Origin of the sequence: Salinicola halophilus (genome assembly GCF_003206155.1) — a bacterium.
GTDB lineage: Bacteria > Pseudomonadota > Gammaproteobacteria > Pseudomonadales > Halomonadaceae > Salinicola > Salinicola halophilus.
This window is the reverse complement of sequence record NZ_PZJV01000003.1, coordinates 155,663-171,025: the sequence shown is the minus strand read 5'-3', so window position 1 is coordinate 171,025 and position 15,363 is coordinate 155,663. Positions and strand designations below refer to the sequence as shown.

The 15,363-nt window shown below is 64.9% G+C and carries 8 protein-coding genes; 1 reads left to right on the top strand and 7 read right to left on the bottom strand.

The annotated features are described in order from the left end of the window. Positions 1 to 113: 113 nt before the first annotated feature. The 7 genes from treY to DOM33_RS10975 form a co-directional block, all read right to left on the bottom strand. The gene (treY, locus tag DOM33_RS11005; RefSeq protein ID WP_110668942.1) at positions 114 to 2,720 is read right to left on the bottom strand and encodes a malto-oligosyltrehalose synthase; all 2,607 of its coding nucleotides are present in this window, start codon (positions 2,718 to 2,720) and stop codon (positions 114 to 116) included. Continuing rightward, positions 2,717 to 4,861, bottom strand: coding sequence for a 4-alpha-glucanotransferase (gene malQ, locus DOM33_RS11000; RefSeq protein WP_110668940.1), 2,145 nt, complete (start codon positions 4,859 to 4,861; stop codon positions 2,717 to 2,719). The genes treY and malQ overlap by 4 nt, the downstream gene beginning before the upstream one ends. Further along, the gene (treZ, locus tag DOM33_RS10995; protein ID WP_110668938.1) at positions 4,858 to 6,705 is read right to left on the bottom strand and encodes a malto-oligosyltrehalose trehalohydrolase; all 1,848 of its coding nucleotides are present in this window, start codon (positions 6,703 to 6,705) and stop codon (positions 4,858 to 4,860) included. The genes malQ and treZ overlap by 4 nt, the downstream gene beginning before the upstream one ends. Further along, positions 6,702 to 8,039 (bottom strand): alpha amylase C-terminal domain-containing protein, encoded by a 1,338-nt coding sequence (locus DOM33_RS10990; RefSeq protein WP_110668936.1) that lies wholly within the window; start codon positions 8,037 to 8,039, stop codon positions 6,702 to 6,704. The genes treZ and DOM33_RS10990 overlap by 4 nt, the downstream gene beginning before the upstream one ends. After that, positions 8,036 to 9,622: a glycogen synthase GlgA gene (gene glgA / locus DOM33_RS10985; protein WP_110668934.1), complete on the bottom strand. Its 1,587-nt coding sequence runs from the start codon at positions 9,620 to 9,622 to the stop codon at positions 8,036 to 8,038. The genes DOM33_RS10990 and glgA overlap by 4 nt, the downstream gene beginning before the upstream one ends. Before the next feature lie 400 nt (positions 9,623 to 10,022). Next, positions 10,023 to 13,220, bottom strand: coding sequence for an efflux RND transporter permease subunit (locus tag DOM33_RS10980; RefSeq protein ID WP_110668932.1), 3,198 nt, complete (start codon positions 13,218 to 13,220; stop codon positions 10,023 to 10,025). Next, positions 13,217 to 14,542, bottom strand: a complete 1,326-nt coding sequence (locus tag DOM33_RS10975) for an efflux RND transporter periplasmic adaptor subunit (RefSeq protein WP_110668930.1) — start codon at positions 14,540 to 14,542, stop codon at positions 13,217 to 13,219. Before DOM33_RS10975 ends, DOM33_RS10980 begins: the two co-directional genes overlap by 4 nt. A 168-nt stretch (positions 14,543 to 14,710) precedes the next feature. Between DOM33_RS10975 and DOM33_RS10970 the strand changes: the two genes are divergently transcribed. Next, on the top strand, positions 14,711 to 15,331 hold the full coding sequence (locus DOM33_RS10970) for a TetR family transcriptional regulator (protein ID WP_110668928.1): 621 nt from the start codon (positions 14,711 to 14,713) through the stop codon (positions 15,329 to 15,331). Positions 15,332 to 15,363 lie beyond the last annotated feature (32 nt).

Sequence of the window (15,363 nt, the reverse complement as noted above, 5' to 3'; positions counted from 1 at the left end):
CACTGTCGATTCTCGGGACCTTAGTTTCTCTCTCTTTCCTGAGGCATCGACGAAGGAACTGACCATCGATGCCCTCCACTCTCCAACCCTACTTCTAACCATAGCGGCTGACGTCATGCACGCCATACCCAGACCGCGCAGGGGAAGTCCCGCATTGCATGGCCCAGCGACAGCGTTTCGTCGGCGGTTACGGCCTCATGGGTGAACTGCTCGGTGCCGCCATTCCATTTCTCGAGTCCATCGAGACGCAAACGGGTGTTCCCCCAGTCGAGCGTCGCGCTACCTTCGCGGGCAAGCGCCGTCGACAGACGCGGGACGGCGGCGACCACCGTCGCCGTCGGCGTCGTGCGGGCGAAGGCGATGACGTGCGCCGCCTTGTCGCCCTCGGCGTTCAACGGCTGGTAATCCCCTTCGAGGAACAGCGCAGGGTTCTCCTGACGTAGCGCCAGCAGGCGTTGGATGACGAGCTGCTTGACCGCACCGTCCTGCCAGTAGCGCCAGGCATCCTTGGCGTTCATCGAGTCCAGGGCGTCGCGTCGCGCCGCCATGTCCACCGGGCGACGGTTATCGGGGTCGACCAGCGTCTGATCCCAGAACTCGGTGCCCTGGTAGAGATCCGGCACCCCCGGCGCGCAGAGTCTGAGCGTCGTTTGTGCCAGGCCGTTGATGGCACCCGGCAGGTCGAGTCGTCGTGCCGCAGCGGCGAGTTCGCGTGTCACCTCGTCTCCGCAAAGCAGCCGGCGAATGACGTCTTCGCCGGCCTGCTCGTAGTCGGCGTCCGGCGCCAGCCAGTGGCTGTCGAGCTTGGCTTCGCGCATCGCCTTCTGCTGCCAGGCGGCGAGTCGGTCGGCATAGCCTGCCAGGCCATCGCGGTCATCGCCGGCAAGCCCGATCGGCCAAGCGGCCAGCATGACCTGCAGCAGCATCAGCCGGTCGCCACCGCTGGGGCGATCGACGCCGTCGTAAAGCCTCGCATCTCGCGACCAGGCGTCGAGACTGGGCACCAGCGCCGTCAGCTCGCTGATTGCCGCCAGCCGCGCGCGCACGTCCTCGCCACGTTTGTGGTCATGGGTGGCGGTCGTGATCATCCCGCGCGGGAATGCGGCGCGACGCGTCTCGCTCTGGGCGTGAAAGTGGGCAGGAGCGTAGGCGAAAGTCTCCCCTTCACAGCCCACGTCGTTACGCGAGATCAGGGTCGCTGAGCGATAGCCGGCGGTATCTTCCACCGCCTTGGCTGCCAGCGGCGAGGTCAACTGCTGGAAACGCGCGATCGCTTCGAGCCGCAACGCCGCTTCGTCATCATCGTAGTCGCCGGGGGCTTCACCGCCGAGCCAGGCATCGAACCGCGAAAGCCAGGCAGCGTCCGGAGCGGACAACGTCTTGGCGGCGAGCGCGCGTGCCGCGGCGAAATCCTTGGCGTCCTGAGCCGGGCGACCGTCACGGTCGGCGTAGCTGCGATAGACCGGATAGGCGACCGCCAGCGCGTGGGTCACGCGACGGATCGCCGGTTCGCTGAGCTCGCGAGTCGACACGTCGCGCCGCGCCAGGGCGCGAAACGACAGCACGCAGCGTTCGAACTCGGCCGTCAGCGGCCCTTCGATCATCTCGCGACGCGCTGCCCGAATCTCGGCGGCGAAATCCCCGCTGCGCCCGCTGACGTCTCGCCATAGCTGCTTGAGCGGCGCCTCGCCCGCCGGGTCGTGCTGGACCCCGGAGACGGCATCCAGAAACTCGTAACCGCTGGTGCCGTCCACGCCCCAGTCGGTGTGCAGGGTTTCATGGCCGGCGAGGATCTTCTCGACGTAGATCGGAATGCGCGACACCGATTCGGTGCGCCCGGCAATCGCATCCAGACGCTGACGCAGGCGCAGGCAGTAGCCCTTGGGGTCCGCGAGCCCGTCGACGTGATCGATGCGCAGCCCGTCGATCAGCCCGCGCTCGACCAGTGACAGGATGCAGGCGTGGGAGAGATCGAACACGCTCTCGTCTTCGACGCGCACACCGGCAAGCTCGGTGATATCGAAAAAGCGCCGCCAGTTGAGCGCATCGTTGCCCATGCGCCAGTGGGCGAGCCGATAGGCCTGCTTTTCGAGCAGCGCGTGAAGGCGTGCCCGACCCTGCACCGTCGCGACATCGTAGTTGGCAAGCGCGGCCTGCGGGTCGCGACCGTCACCACTGTCGAGAATCGCCTGTGTATGGCGGTCGCCGATGGGGAAGCGATTCTCGTGATAGGCCACGAGGAAACGCTGGCGCTCGGCGTCGTGAACGAGCGTGAGCTCGCCGGCCTCGAGAATCGTTTGATAGCGATCGCCCAGAAACGGCAGCAGCAGCCGACCCTCGGCGCCCGGCTGATCCCAGTCGACGTCGAAACAGCGGGCGAACTCGCCGTCACGTCCGTTGGCGAGCAGATCCTGCCACCAGGGGTTTTCCGAACTCACGGCGAGGTGGTTGGGGACGATGTCGGCGATCACGCCCATGTCATGTGCGTGCAGGGTCTCGACCAGCGCTTCGAAGCCGGCTTCGCCGCCGAGCTCGGGGTCGATCCGCGTGGGGTCGACGCCGTCGTAGCCGTGCGTGGAACCCTGCCGCGAGCGCAGAATGGGCGACAGATAGTAGTGACTGACGCCCAGTGCGGCGTAGTAGTCGACCTGCCGGCGCGCCTGCTCGAAGTCGAAATCCTTGTGCAACTGCAGGCGTACGGTGGCGCGAATCTGTCTCATGCGTCTTCTCCCTGACGGCCGTCGGCGATGCGTGAAAGCCGCTGCTGCGCCGCCGGCGCTTTGAGCAGCTCGCTCGCGGGGGCCGTGAGCCGACGCCGCCAGTTGGGGTGTTCGTCGATCGTACCGGGCAGGTTGGGCTGCTCGATCAGCCCGAGCACGTCTTCGAGCGGCAGTAGCGTCAGCGCCGTGGGCGTGGCGTTGACGAAGTCGATCACGGCATCGATGACCGTGTCGACGGCGATGGCATCGCTGTCGAGCCCGTCGTCGGCGTCGGCAAAACCGAGTCCGCACGCCTCGGCGAGACGTCGGCGGTCCCGGCGCCGCTCGGCACGACTGCCTTCCAGCGTTTCGCCCTCGCCGAACAGCCCGAGCGATTCGCGCCACTCGAGATCATGCCCCTGCCACCAGCCGGCGATCGTGGGCAGGTCATGGGTCGTCGTGGTGGCCATGGTGCCGCTACGCCACTTCGCGGCCGGGAGAAAGTCATCGCCGTCACGTTCGAACCAGAACACGCTGATGCCGAGGACGCCACGACTCTCGAGCTGCTCGCGCAGGCCCGCCTCGACGGTCCCCAGATCCTCGCCGATGACGATCGCCCTATGACGCCAGGATTCCAGGGCGACGAGCCGCAGCATGTCGTCCAGCGGATAGCGAAGATAGGCGCCCCCGTCCGCCTCGACGCCTTCGGGGATCAGCCACAGGCGTGACAGCCCCAGGATGTGATCGATCCGCAGGCCGCCTGCATGGGCGAAGCCGGCGCGCAGCATGCCGAGAAAACCACGGTAGCCGCTGTCGACCAGCCCCAACGGGGAAAACGCCGCTACGCCCCACTTTTGCCCGTGCGCGTTGAAGGCGTCCGGCGGCGCGCCCACGCTGAAGGTAGTCAGCATCTCTTCCGGGAAGCTCCAGGCCTGGCTACCGCTGGGGTCGACGCCGACGGCAAGGTCGGCGATCAATCCCACCGACATGCCCGCCTCCTTGGCGCGCTGCTGAACCGCGTCGAGCCCTGCAGCCATCAGCCACTGCAGAAAGGCGGCGAATGTCACCGTTTCACGATGCTCGTCGACGAAGGCCTCGACCGTGTCGCTGTAGGCGTTCTGCCACTCGGCGGGCCACTGTCGCCAGTCCCGGGTCTCGGCATGCGCCTGGAGCGCCTCGAAGCGACAGTGGCGCTCCAGTGCCTCGCCGCCGTCACGTCGAAAAGCGACGAACTGTGAGCGCCATGCCAGCGCACTCTCGTCGCGCTGCACGTGGTCGAACAGTCGCTCGAGCATCTCGAGCTTCAATCGCACGCTCGTCGGCCAGTCGATCAGCGTCTGCTGCTCCTGCGCTGCCATGGCATCGGCGAACGGCTCGCGCACCTTGGCCAGCGTCTCGGCATCGAACAGCGCCTCGGGCGCGGCGTGCCAGACGTTGTAGTAGAGCCGGCTCGAGGGGGAGTAAGGGCTGTAGTTGCGGCCATCATCGCCGAGCTGCGCATGGATCGGGCTGATCGCCAGGGCGTCGGCGCCTGCGCTGCCGAGCGACTCACAGAGTGCCGCGAGACTTTCGAGATCGCCGAGCCCGCCGTCGCCTTCACGTCGAAGCCCGTAGAGCTGAGCCGCGACCCCCCAAAGCCGGGTCGACGGCGACGGCGAGGAGAGAACGTCCGAGGGCATGAAGCAGCGCGACGGCGCCACTGCCAGGGTTCGTGTCGCGCACTCTTCGCCGCGTCGGCCCATCAGCGTCAGGCTGTGATAGCCACAGGCGCGGACGATCGGCAGACATCCCCAATCGTCTAGCTGGCCTTCCAGCGTTTCGCCGCTCTCCAGGCGCAGCGTAAAGGCCATGCCCGCACCGCTCATCAGCGGCACGGCATAGCTCACGCCCTGATCGGCGATCAGCAGTGGCGGTAGCGTCTGGCAGTCGTAAGGGGGTAGCCGCTGTCGCAGGCGATCGAGACTTTCGCTCGCCTGGGTCTCGTCGTCCGCCGAGAATCCGAGGCGGGCGAGCATCTCACGCTGACGCTCGGGGGCTAGTGTCTTCGGCTGATCGTCGCTTCCCGACCACTCGAGAATGAGCCCTACCGCCTCGGCGAGCGCCCGGAGCGAAGAGGGATCGCGGTCGGCACTCGCAGGGGCACTACTATCGTCATCGTTCATGGATTCTGGGCATCCTTGCCGCGGGTATCCGCACTCGGCTCGAGCCAGAGTGCCGCACTATGGGGAGGCAGCTCGCGGTTCGCGAGCGCCTCGCGTATCTCGTCATGGGATGTGACCCACGCCATCGTCTCATCTTCGATAGCGACCGCCTCACGCGAGAGATTGATCCGCAGCGTGAGGCGGCTGGCATCACCCAGCCGCCAGGTGGCCTCCACTGCCCTGTCGCCGAGCACGCTGGCGCTCTCGCCGCTGGCGCCGTCGAGGCGAGGCACCAGCACGCAATGTCGCAGCGCCAGCCAGCGCGCGAACTGTTCCCGCCGCACGCGGTGATCAGGGTGCTGCGCTTCGCTCGCGTCGAGACGCGACGCCTCAAAGGTGGCGGCAGCGTTGGGATCGGGAATTCGTTCGCGCTGGGCCGGGTCCTCGAACGCGCTGAAGTCGGCGAATTCACGCCGGCGCCCTTCGCGTACCGCGTCGGCGAGCTCGTCGCGATGATCGGTGAAGAACAGAAACGGTTGCTTGGAGCCCCACTCTTCCCCCATGAAGATCAGCGGGATTGGCGGCGTCAGCAGCAGCGCGAGCGTCGCCGCCTCGAGCGCGGCCGGCTCGACCAGCGTGCTCAGACGATCGCCGAGCGCCCGGTTGCCGATCTGATCGTGGTTCTGCAGGAAATTGACGAAAGCCGTGGATGGCAGGTGCCCACTCGGCTCGCCGCGCGACTCGCCCTTGCGCGTCGTCTGCCCCTGATAGAGGAAGCCCTCGCGCAGCACCGTGGCGAGCTTGTCGGTCGCACTGTCGAAGAAATCGGCGTAATAGCCCTCTTTCTCCCCGGTCAGCAGCACGTGCATCACGTTGTGCCAGTCATCGGCCCACTGCGCATCGAAGCCCCCCTTACCGAGATGGCTCGACTCGTTGTGCTCGTTTTCGAGAATCAGATGGCAGTGTCGGCGCGACCCCACGTCACGTCTCAGCGTCTGCTGGAGTTCGACCAGGAAATCCCGCTCGCTGATGGCATGGACGGCGTCGAATCGCAGGCCGTCGAAGCGGTAGTCGTCGAGCCACATCAACGCATTGTCGATGAAAAAGCGTCTCACCCGCGGCTCGCGGAAATCGATCGCCGCTCCCCAGGGCGTCTGGAGATCCTCGCGGAAAAAGCGCTTGGCGTAGTGCGGCAGAAAGTTGCCGTCGGGCCCGAAGTGGTTGTAGACGACATCCAGAAAGATCATCAGGCCGTGCGCGTGCACCGCGTCGACCAGTGCCTTGAGCGCCTCGGGGGAGCCGTAGTGGGCGGCAACGGCGTAGGGCTGAACGCCGTCGTAGCCCCAGTTGCGCTCGCCGGGGCATTCGGCGAGCGGCATCAGCTCGATGGCGGTAATGCCGAGCTCGACGAGCGCCGGCAGCTGCGCCTTTAGACCGTCGATCCCGCCGCATGCGCCAAGGTGTACCTCGTAGATGACGGTCTCTTCCCAGGGGCGTCCCTGCCACTCGGGATGCTGCCAGGCGTAGGCCGAGGGGTCGACGACGATGGAATGACCGTCGACGCCGTCACGCAGCGCCTTGGAAGCCGGATCGGGGACGGCCATGCCGGCCTCGTCGTCACCGACGAAGACGCGATAGCGATAGGCACTGCCGGGGGGACAGTCGGCTTCAGCGACGAAATCGCCGTCGTCGGCCGGCGTCATGGCAATGGCAGGCGCACCTTCCCGCTCCAGGACTACCCGAGCCGCATTGGGCGCCCACAGACGAAACCGCGTGACGCCATCACGACCCGGTGTGGCGCCGTAAGTGGGCACGAACGGGCGCCCGCTGGACGAATCCGACGACGAAGGACGTGGCGTACTCATTGGGCTTCCTCGTACCAGATTTCGTGACGCAAGAAGAGCGTTGCCAGGGGCGGCACGATCAGCGACAGGGATTGGGACCAGCCATGGCTGCTCTGGGGGGCGGTGTTGAGGACGCGACCGTTGCCGACGTTGCTGCCACCGTAGAAAACGCTGTCGCTGTTGAATATCTCCCGCCAGCGACCGGCGGCGGGTACCCCGAAGCGGTAGTCGTGATGGACCTGAGCGTCGAAGTTGCTGATGCACAGCAGCGTGGCGTGACCGCTTTCGGCCCGCCGGGCAAAGACGACGACGTTGTTGTCACTGTCATCGGCAACGAGCCAGCGGAAACCGTAGCGTTCGTTGTCGCGCACCTGGAGTGCCGGCTCGTTGACATACAGGCGATTGAGATCCGCGACCAGCCGCAGCATGCCGGCATGCGGAGTCTCGAGCAGCAGCGGCCAGTGCATCGGTTTGTCGAAGGGTTCGGCGAGATCCTGCGCGAACTCCACGCCCATGCTCAGCCATTTCTCACCGGGCAGCGCCCACATCGTCGCCAGGGTCGTACGCAGCGTCGCGAACCGCTGCCAGGCGTCGCCGTGAATGGGCCGGCGCCAGCGTCCGATCGGCGTTTCGAGCGATGGGGACTGTTCGAGAATGCCGCGTCCGCTCTCGACGGGGGTCAACGCCTCGATCCAGTCCGCATGGTGCTCGGTACGCTCACCGGGCGTGAATGCGAGATAGGCCGCGCTCGCCTCTCGCCAGCGCGGACGAAATTCCAGCTTGAGCTCTTCACGGGCATCGACGTCGACGAACAGGCGGCAGCGCGCCGGCCGGCCGTCCTCCTGTATCTCTTCGATGCCGTCGAGATGGAGCCGTCGACAGCGCTCGCGCCAGCCATTTTCGGCAAAGCAGTGACTCTCGTCGCCGCGAACGATCACGCCGACGCCGGCCACGTGGCAGGTTTCGACGAACCGTGCAGCGACGGTGTCCTCCGCTTTCAGCAAACCGGCATCGAGTGCAACGTGCGTAAAGCCGAGATCGGCGACGTACGGCACGAGTTCCTGTGCCAGGCGGTCCCAGTCGAAGGGCGGCGAGAAGCGCGATTCGAACCAGGGCGCCACGTCGAGCCGGTAAAACGAAAGCGGCATGCCGCCCCCGTGGCGAACGGCGCGTACCCGCATCCAGTCTTCGTCGTCCCAGTGAAGCGTGGGCTCGGCGGCTGGATCATTGGGCGTCGCCATCACCATGGCCAGTATCGGCAGCAGACTGCGCAGCCGGTCCTGCAACTCGACGCCCAGCGGCCGCCACACACCGGCCACATCCCAGGCCCCGGCCGTCGATAAGGAGTGATTCATGTGGCCTCCCCTGAGCTTGCGCCGACCCTGGCGTTGGACATCAGTTCACCGTAGAGCCGGCGATAAGGCACCACGGCCTGCCGCCAGTGCAGACGGCCGGCCATCGCCGCACGGCGCATGGCGTAGAAGAGGTCGGTGGCATGAAACAGATCGAAGGCGCGCAGCACCGTTGCCCTATAGCTCTCGAGACTCATCTCGTCGAACAGCAGGCCGTTGATGCCGTCCTGAATGGTATCCGCCAGGCCGCCGGTGCGATGCGCGATGGGCAGCGAACCGAAACGCTGGGCATAGAGCTGGCTCAAGCCACAGGGCTCGAAGCGAGACGGCATCAGCAGAAAATCGCTGCCAGCGTAGATCTGGCGCGCTTCGCCCTCATCGAAGCCGATGTTGACGCCGACATGCCCCGGAAAGCGGGCCGCCATCGCCATGAGCGACTGCTCGATGACGTACTCGCCGCGACCGATGACCACGAGCTGCCCGCCCGCCCGAACGATGGACTCGGCTACCTCTACCGTCAGGTCGAGCCCTTTCTGGGCGACCAGACGCGAGACGACGGCGAACAGCGGGCCGCCACTGGGATCGAGCCCGAACATGCGACGCACGCGCTGCGTGTTGGCGCGCTTGCCGTGCCAGTCGTTGATGCCGAAATTGGGCGCCAGATGCGGATCGTTGCGCGGGTCCCAGCGATCGTCGATCCCGTTGAGCAGGCCGCTGAGGCGACCTTCGAGCGCGCGCTTCTTCAAGAGCCCTTCGAGACCGCAGCCGAATGCCGGCCTCGTGATCTCGTCGGCGTAGTTGTTGCTGACCGTAGTGACATGAGAGGCGTATGACAGCCCCGCCTTCATGAACGATATCTGGTCGTAGAACTCCACGCCGTCGACATGAAACGCCGACGGCGGAATGCCCAGCGCGGCCATCCGATCCGCCGGGAAGACACCCTGATAGGCGAGGTTATGAATGGTGTAGACGGACGGAACGTAGCGTCGGCCCAGCCAGCGCACGTAGCCGGCGGCGAGCCCGGTCGCCCAGTCGTTGAGGTGCAAAAGGTCGACCTGCCAGTCCAGCAGGGCCGGATCGTTGACGATCTCCGCGGCGGCCAGTGCCAGGCGAGCGAACCGGATGTCGTTGTCGCTCCAACCCACGCCGAGCTCATCGCCGTAGGCATTGCCCACGCGATCATAAAGCTCGGGGCAGAGGATGACGTAGATGAGCAGGCCGTCGTCACACACGAGCTGGCCGATATCGCAGGCCGGCAGATCGTAGCGGGCGGGCAGATGACCGACCACGGCGATCTGATACCCGGACTCGAGTATCTGACGGTAACCCGGCATCACGACGCGAACATCAAAAGCCGGTGTCAACGCCCGCGGCAGCGCCGCCGAGACGTCTCCTAGGCCGCCCGCCTTGATGAAATCGGCGATCTCCGTCGTGACGAAAAGCACTCGGCGGCGCGCGGCGGTGGAGGATACCTTGAGCTGAGGAAGCGAGGTTCTTACCCCGGCTGTGAGATGGCCGTCGCGCCTGTCAGGCTCGTCGGCTGATTCGAGAGTGGCCCGTCTTCCATGAACTGCGGCCTGGGTCATGCTCAGCCTCCCTGAACATTGATGTCGTCCTGACGCGTCGAGTGACGCGACCTCTCATCCTGCCTGGCATCGCGATACAGGTGCGATAACGAGCGTTAACCACGTGGAGAGGATTGGTCGAATTCGTCGAGCAGGAACAGAGAGTTGCGAATCAGCAAGAACACCACCGCGTGAGGATGGCGAGATAACGCTGATGACTCGTTTAAAGGTATAAGTCAGCGGTGTCGTGGCGTCAAAGAGTCTTTGACACAGACGAGAAAAACCCTACCCAGAAACGAAATAAGGCAACTCATTCAATGAGTTGCCTTATCGTTTGAACATCTATCAATATGACTTTGGTGAGGCGACGCTCAGCAGATCGGCGAGCGAGAGCGACAGCGATGCCGCTCTCCTCGACCGATCAGGTCGCTTGCTGCGCGCCCTGCGACTGCGAGTCATTCTTGCGCTTACCGCCGAGCTTCGAGCCCAGCCACTGCGTCACCTGCATGATCAGCACGTAGAGCGCGGGCACGAACACCGTAGCGAGGAGCGTGATCGAGATCATGCCGCCGACGACCGGCGTCCCGATCTGGTTACGGCTGGCCGCACTGGCGCCGGCGGCCAACGCCAAGGGCAGCGTGCCCCCGACGAATGCCAGCGACGTCATGACGATGGGACGGAAACGCTGGCGGGCCGCGGTCTTCGCCGCATCGACCACCGACATGCCCTCGTGCTTGCGCTGCTGCTCGGCGAACTCCACGATCAGAATGGCGTTCTTCGCGGCAAGCCCCACGACGACCAGCAAGCCGATCTGCAGATAGACGCTGGTGCTGAGCCCGGCGAGATAGACAGCCAGGATCGCGCCGATGAAGGCAAAGGGCACCGCCGAGACGACCGCCAGCGGCAGCGTCCAGCTTTCGTACTGCGCCGCCAGGATCAGGAACATCATGACGATACCGAACGAGAGCGCAAGCGTTGCCGCCGTACCCACACTCGTCTGCTGGTAGGCCTCGCCGGACCAACCCATGCCGTACTCCGTGCCGAGCGTCTCGGTGACCACCTCCTGCATCGCCTGGACCGCCTGACCCGAGCTGTAACCCGGTGCCGGGCCGCCCGAGAACTGCGCGGCGGGGTAGACGTTGTAGCGCTGGAGTACGGTGGGTGCCTTGTCTCGCTTCAGCGTGACGAGCTCCGCCAGCGGCACGCGCTCACCGTCACCGCCGCGCACGTAGACATTGCTGATGTCCTGCGGGTTGCGACGGAAATCGTCCTCCGACTGCAGATAGACCTGGAAGTTACGACTGGACCGGGTGAAGTAGTTCACGAACGAGCTACCGAAAGTACTCGCCATGGTGGTATTGAGATCGCTGATATCGACACCGAGGCTACGCACCTTGTCGGTATCCACTTCGGCACGATAGACCGGCACGTTGACGTCGAGACTCGAAAACACGTTGGCGAGTTCCGGCCGCTTGGCCGCCGCCTGCATGACCTGCCCGGCGGCATCGGCGAGCTCCTGCGACGACGCCCCGCCAAACGACTGCAGATAGCCGGTGAAACCCCCGGTCGGAGAGAGCCCCTGAATCGGCGGCAGGTTGAACGCCATGGTCTGCCCGCCCTGGATCTGACTGCCGAGCTGCATGACCTTCCCGGTGAGCTGGTCGACCGAGATATCGCGCTGTGCCCAGGGTTTCAGCGTAATGAAGATGGTGCCCTTGGCCGTGTTCGGCGAGCTCGACAGAATATCGAAACCGGGAATACCGGTGACGTATTCGATGGCCGGCACCTGCTCGCGCAGGCGCTCGCTGAGCTCCTGGATATAGGCATCGGTACGCGCAACCGACGACCCCGCCGGCAACGTCACGCTCGCCAGCGCCACGCCCTGGTCTTCCGAGGGCAGCAGCGCTGACGAGAGCTGCGAGTAGATCAGCCAGGAAGCGACACACACGGCGACCAGTCCCAGCAACGCAATCCAAAGCTGGCGAATCAGGAAGTTGGTGACGGCCATGAAGAAGTCGGTGATCTTCTCGAACAGCTTGTTGAACCAGTCGAAGGGCTTGCGAATCGCCCGAGCGAACTTCGACTGATCCTCCCGCTTCTTCTGACGCTTCAGGAAGATCGCACTCATGGCCGGTGTGAACGACAGCGCCACGATGGCCGAGATGGCGACCGAGATCGCGATCGTGATGGCGAACTGCTGATACATCTGCCCGGTCAAGCCGCCCATGAAACCAACCGGCACGAAGACCGCCGTCATGATCAGCGAGGTGGCGATGACGGCGCCCGAGACTTCCTTCATCGCCTCCAGCGCCGCGCTCATGGGCGTGGCGTCTTCATCCTCTTCGAGTATTCGCTCGACGTTCTCGATCACCACGATGGCATCGTCCACCACGATCCCGATCGCCAGTATCATCCCGAACAGCGACAGCAGGTTGATCGAGAAATCGAGCAGGTACATCCCCGCGAACGTGCCCAGCACCGAAACCGGCACGACCGACATCGCGACCAGCGTCGAACGCCAGCTCTGCAGGAACACGAAGACGATGACCGCGACCAGCGCCAGCGCCTCGATGAAGGTATGCACCACGGATTCGATCGAGGCGTTGATGAACAGCGTCGTGTCGTAGGGAATCTCGTAGTCGAGCCCCGGCGGGAAACGCTCTTTCAGCCCCTGCATCGACGACTTCACCTCTTGCGCCACTTCCAGCGCGTTGGCGCCGGGCTGCAGGTAGATCGCGATCGGCGCGATGGGGTTGTTGTTGACGTAGGCCTGGATGCCGTAGCTGTTCTTGCCGAGCTCGATGCGTGCGACGTCGCTGAGTCTCAGCGACGAACCGTCGCCGTTGGTCCGCAGCAGAATGTCGCGGAACTGATCGACGTTCTCGAAGCGCCCCTCGGTAGTGATGGTGTAGGTGTAGGGCGTCGGGTTGCTCTGCGGCTCTGCCCCCAGCTTGCCCGCCGCCACGACCGAGTTCTGCGACTGGATGGCCGCCGAGACTTCCGCGGGGGTGAGGTCGTACTGCGCCAGCTTGTCCGGATTGAGCCAGACGCGCATGGCGAACTCCTGGCTACCCAGCACCTCGGCCTGACCGACACCGGGCAGCTGCTTGAGCTCGTCGGTGACGTTGATGTTGGCGTAGTTGGTCAAAAACAGCGAGTCGTAGGCGTCCGACTCCGCATCGGCGGTGAGCGCCACGAACAGCAGAACGCTCGAGGAGCGCTGTTCCACCGTCACGCCCTGGGACTGAACTTCGCTAGGGAGCTGAGACAGCGCCCGCTGGACCCGGTTGTTGACGTTGATCGTTGCGGTCTGCGGGTCGGTGCCGATGCTGAAATAGACACTCATCGACATCTGACCGCTGTCGGAGCTCGACGAGGTCAGATAGATCATGTCCTCGGTGCCGTTGATCTCCTGGGCGAGCACCGCCGCCACGGTGTCGGAGACGGTCTGCGAACTGGCGCCCGGATAGGTCGCCGAGACGCTGATCGTCGGCGGCACCACCGACGGGTACTGTTCGATCGGCAGCGAACGCATGGCCATCAGACCGATCAGCGTGATGATGACCGATACGACCGTTGCGAAGATCGGCCGCCTGATGAAGACGCTGGAAAAATTCATCCGTTGGCCCCGTTCTGTGCGTCGCTATCGCCCTGGCCTTGCTCGGCCTGCTGCGCGTCGCGATCTTCCTTCGCATCGTCGCGCCCGCCCTGGACCCCTTCACCCCCTTCGGCGTCCGGCGCCTGGGACGGATTGGAGCCGGCGTTGTCTTGCGGTTCGGCAGGGGCGCCACTGAACGGCTGGGGATCGATCTTGTCGCCCGCCGAGACGCTGCCGATGCCCGAGGCGACGACGCGATCGCCCGGGCTGAGACCATCGATGATGATCTGCCAGTCGCCGGCGACCTCACCGAGTGACACGAAGCGTGCCTCGGCCTTGCCTTCACCGTTGACCACGAAGACCTGCGGGCCTTTGAGCCCCTCCGTTACCGCGATCGCCGGCACCGCGTAGACGTCGAAACGCTTGACCTTCGGCAGCGACACGCGCACGAACTGCCCCGGCAGAAAGAGACCGCCGGGATTGTCGAAGACCGCCTCGACCTGGACGGTGCTGGTCGACTCGTCGACCCGCGAGCCGAGAAAGTCGATCTCACCGGCGAGCTTGAGCGGATCGCGTGCCGCACTGGCAGTGTCCGGTGCGGTGAGTACCGCCGCGTTGGCCTCGTCGTTACCCTGCTGTCGCTGCTGGCGCAGCGCGTAGGCATCGCCGGATGGTAGCGAGAAACGCACCTCGATGGGGTCGAGCGGCGTGATCGTCGCCAGCTCCTGGGGCGGCTGGACCAGATTGCCGACATTGGTCTCGCTCAAGCTGATCATGCCGCTGACCGGTGCGTTCACCTCGGTGTAGCCGAGATCGATCTCGGCGCTGTCGAGCGCCGCCTGGGCCTGGGAGACGTTGGCCTGCGCCGTGCGCAGATCGGCCAGCGCCTGATCGCGCTGCTGCTGGCTCACCGAGTTTTGGTTGTAGAGTCGCTTGTAGCGCTCCGCATCGCGCTGGGCGCGATACTGCTCGGCTTCGGCGCTCTCGACGTCGGCCTCGCGCTGCTCGACGGTCGCCTGATAGGGCGCGGGCTCGATGGTGAAGAGCGGATCCCCCTTTTCGACCATGCTGCCTTCGCGGTAGTGGCGCGCCTCGAGAATGCCCTCGACTCGCCCCATCACTTCGACTTCACGATCGCTGCGGACCTGCGCCGGATACTCTTTGGCCAGACTGATATCGCGGGACTCGATCCGAATCACCTCGGCCTTGGTCGGCGGCGGCTCCTGCTGGCCGCCGCCTTGGGCGCTTTGCTGATCGTCACTGCCACCACAGGCTGCCAACGACAGTCCGAGAAGCAGCGCACCGCCCAAGCTGAGGGTGCGAGTGAAAAGGTTGGGGCGCATGAGTCCATCCTGGAAAATGAGGAGCCTAAAGGAATTTAGCGAGCTTACAGGCATACATACATGAATGTAAACTTGCCGAGAATTGGATATGCTGGCAGCCAACACCGTTAAGCGGGCCATAAGAAAGCCTCGCCGCGCACGCCAATTCACGCTCACGACGATACCGCCATGCCCAAAAGAACCAAGGCCGAAGCCGAGGCCACACGAGAAGCACTGCTCGATGCCGCCGAGACGGTATTTCTCGCCCGCGGCGTATCCAAGACATCGCTCGAGCAGATCGCGCGGCAGGCCGGAATGACCCGCGGTGCGGTCTACTGGCACTTCAAGAACAAGTCCGATCTCTTTCACGCCATGCTCGAGCGAGTGAAGATGCCGTTGCGTCAGCTACTCGACGACGTCGAAGATCCCGAACGACCCCAGGCACCGCTCGACAGTCTTCGACTGGCAACGCTGCACGCGCTCGAGCGCCTCCAGCGCCCCCGCTCGCGCCGGGTACACACGATCCTCTTGCACTGCTGCGAAGCCTCGAGCGATGTCGACACGCTTGCCCTGCAGCACCAGCTCTCCGAGGAGTGTTTCGAGACGATGATCGAGCATTTCGGTATCGCCGAACGCCAGGGCATGCTCGCCGCCGGCATCGAACCCGAGATTGCCTGTCGCATGCTGATGGCGATGTTCGGCGGCTTGATGCACGACTGGCTGCGAGACCCCGACCGCTACGACATCGGCGACGTCGGCCCGCGCATGATCAATACGTACTTCGATCGCCTCGTGCAGGATGCATCCTGATTCGCGTTTTTTTCATCCGCCGAGCACACGCT

Coding starts and splice junctions, on each gene's coding strand:
- DOM33_RS10980 (WP_110668932.1), bottom strand. CDS start 13,220: ATGAATTTTTCCAGCGTCTTCATCAGGCGGCCGATCTTCGCAACGGTC.
- malQ (WP_110668940.1), bottom strand. CDS start 4,861: ATGAACGATGACGATAGTAGTGCCCCTGCGAGTGCCGACCGCGATCCC.
- treY (WP_110668942.1), bottom strand. CDS start 2,720: ATGAGACAGATTCGCGCCACCGTACGCCTGCAGTTGCACAAGGATTTC.
- glgA (WP_110668934.1), bottom strand. CDS start 9,622: ATGACCCAGGCCGCAGTTCATGGAAGACGGGCCACTCTCGAATCAGCC.
- DOM33_RS10990 (WP_110668936.1), bottom strand. CDS start 8,039: ATGAATCACTCCTTATCGACGGCCGGGGCCTGGGATGTGGCCGGTGTG.
- treZ (WP_110668938.1), bottom strand. CDS start 6,705: ATGAGTACGCCACGTCCTTCGTCGTCGGATTCGTCCAGCGGGCGCCCG.
- DOM33_RS10970 (WP_110668928.1), top strand. CDS start 14,711: ATGCCCAAAAGAACCAAGGCCGAAGCCGAGGCCACACGAGAAGCACTG.
- DOM33_RS10975 (WP_110668930.1), bottom strand. CDS start 14,542: ATGCGCCCCAACCTTTTCACTCGCACCCTCAGCTTGGGCGGTGCGCTG.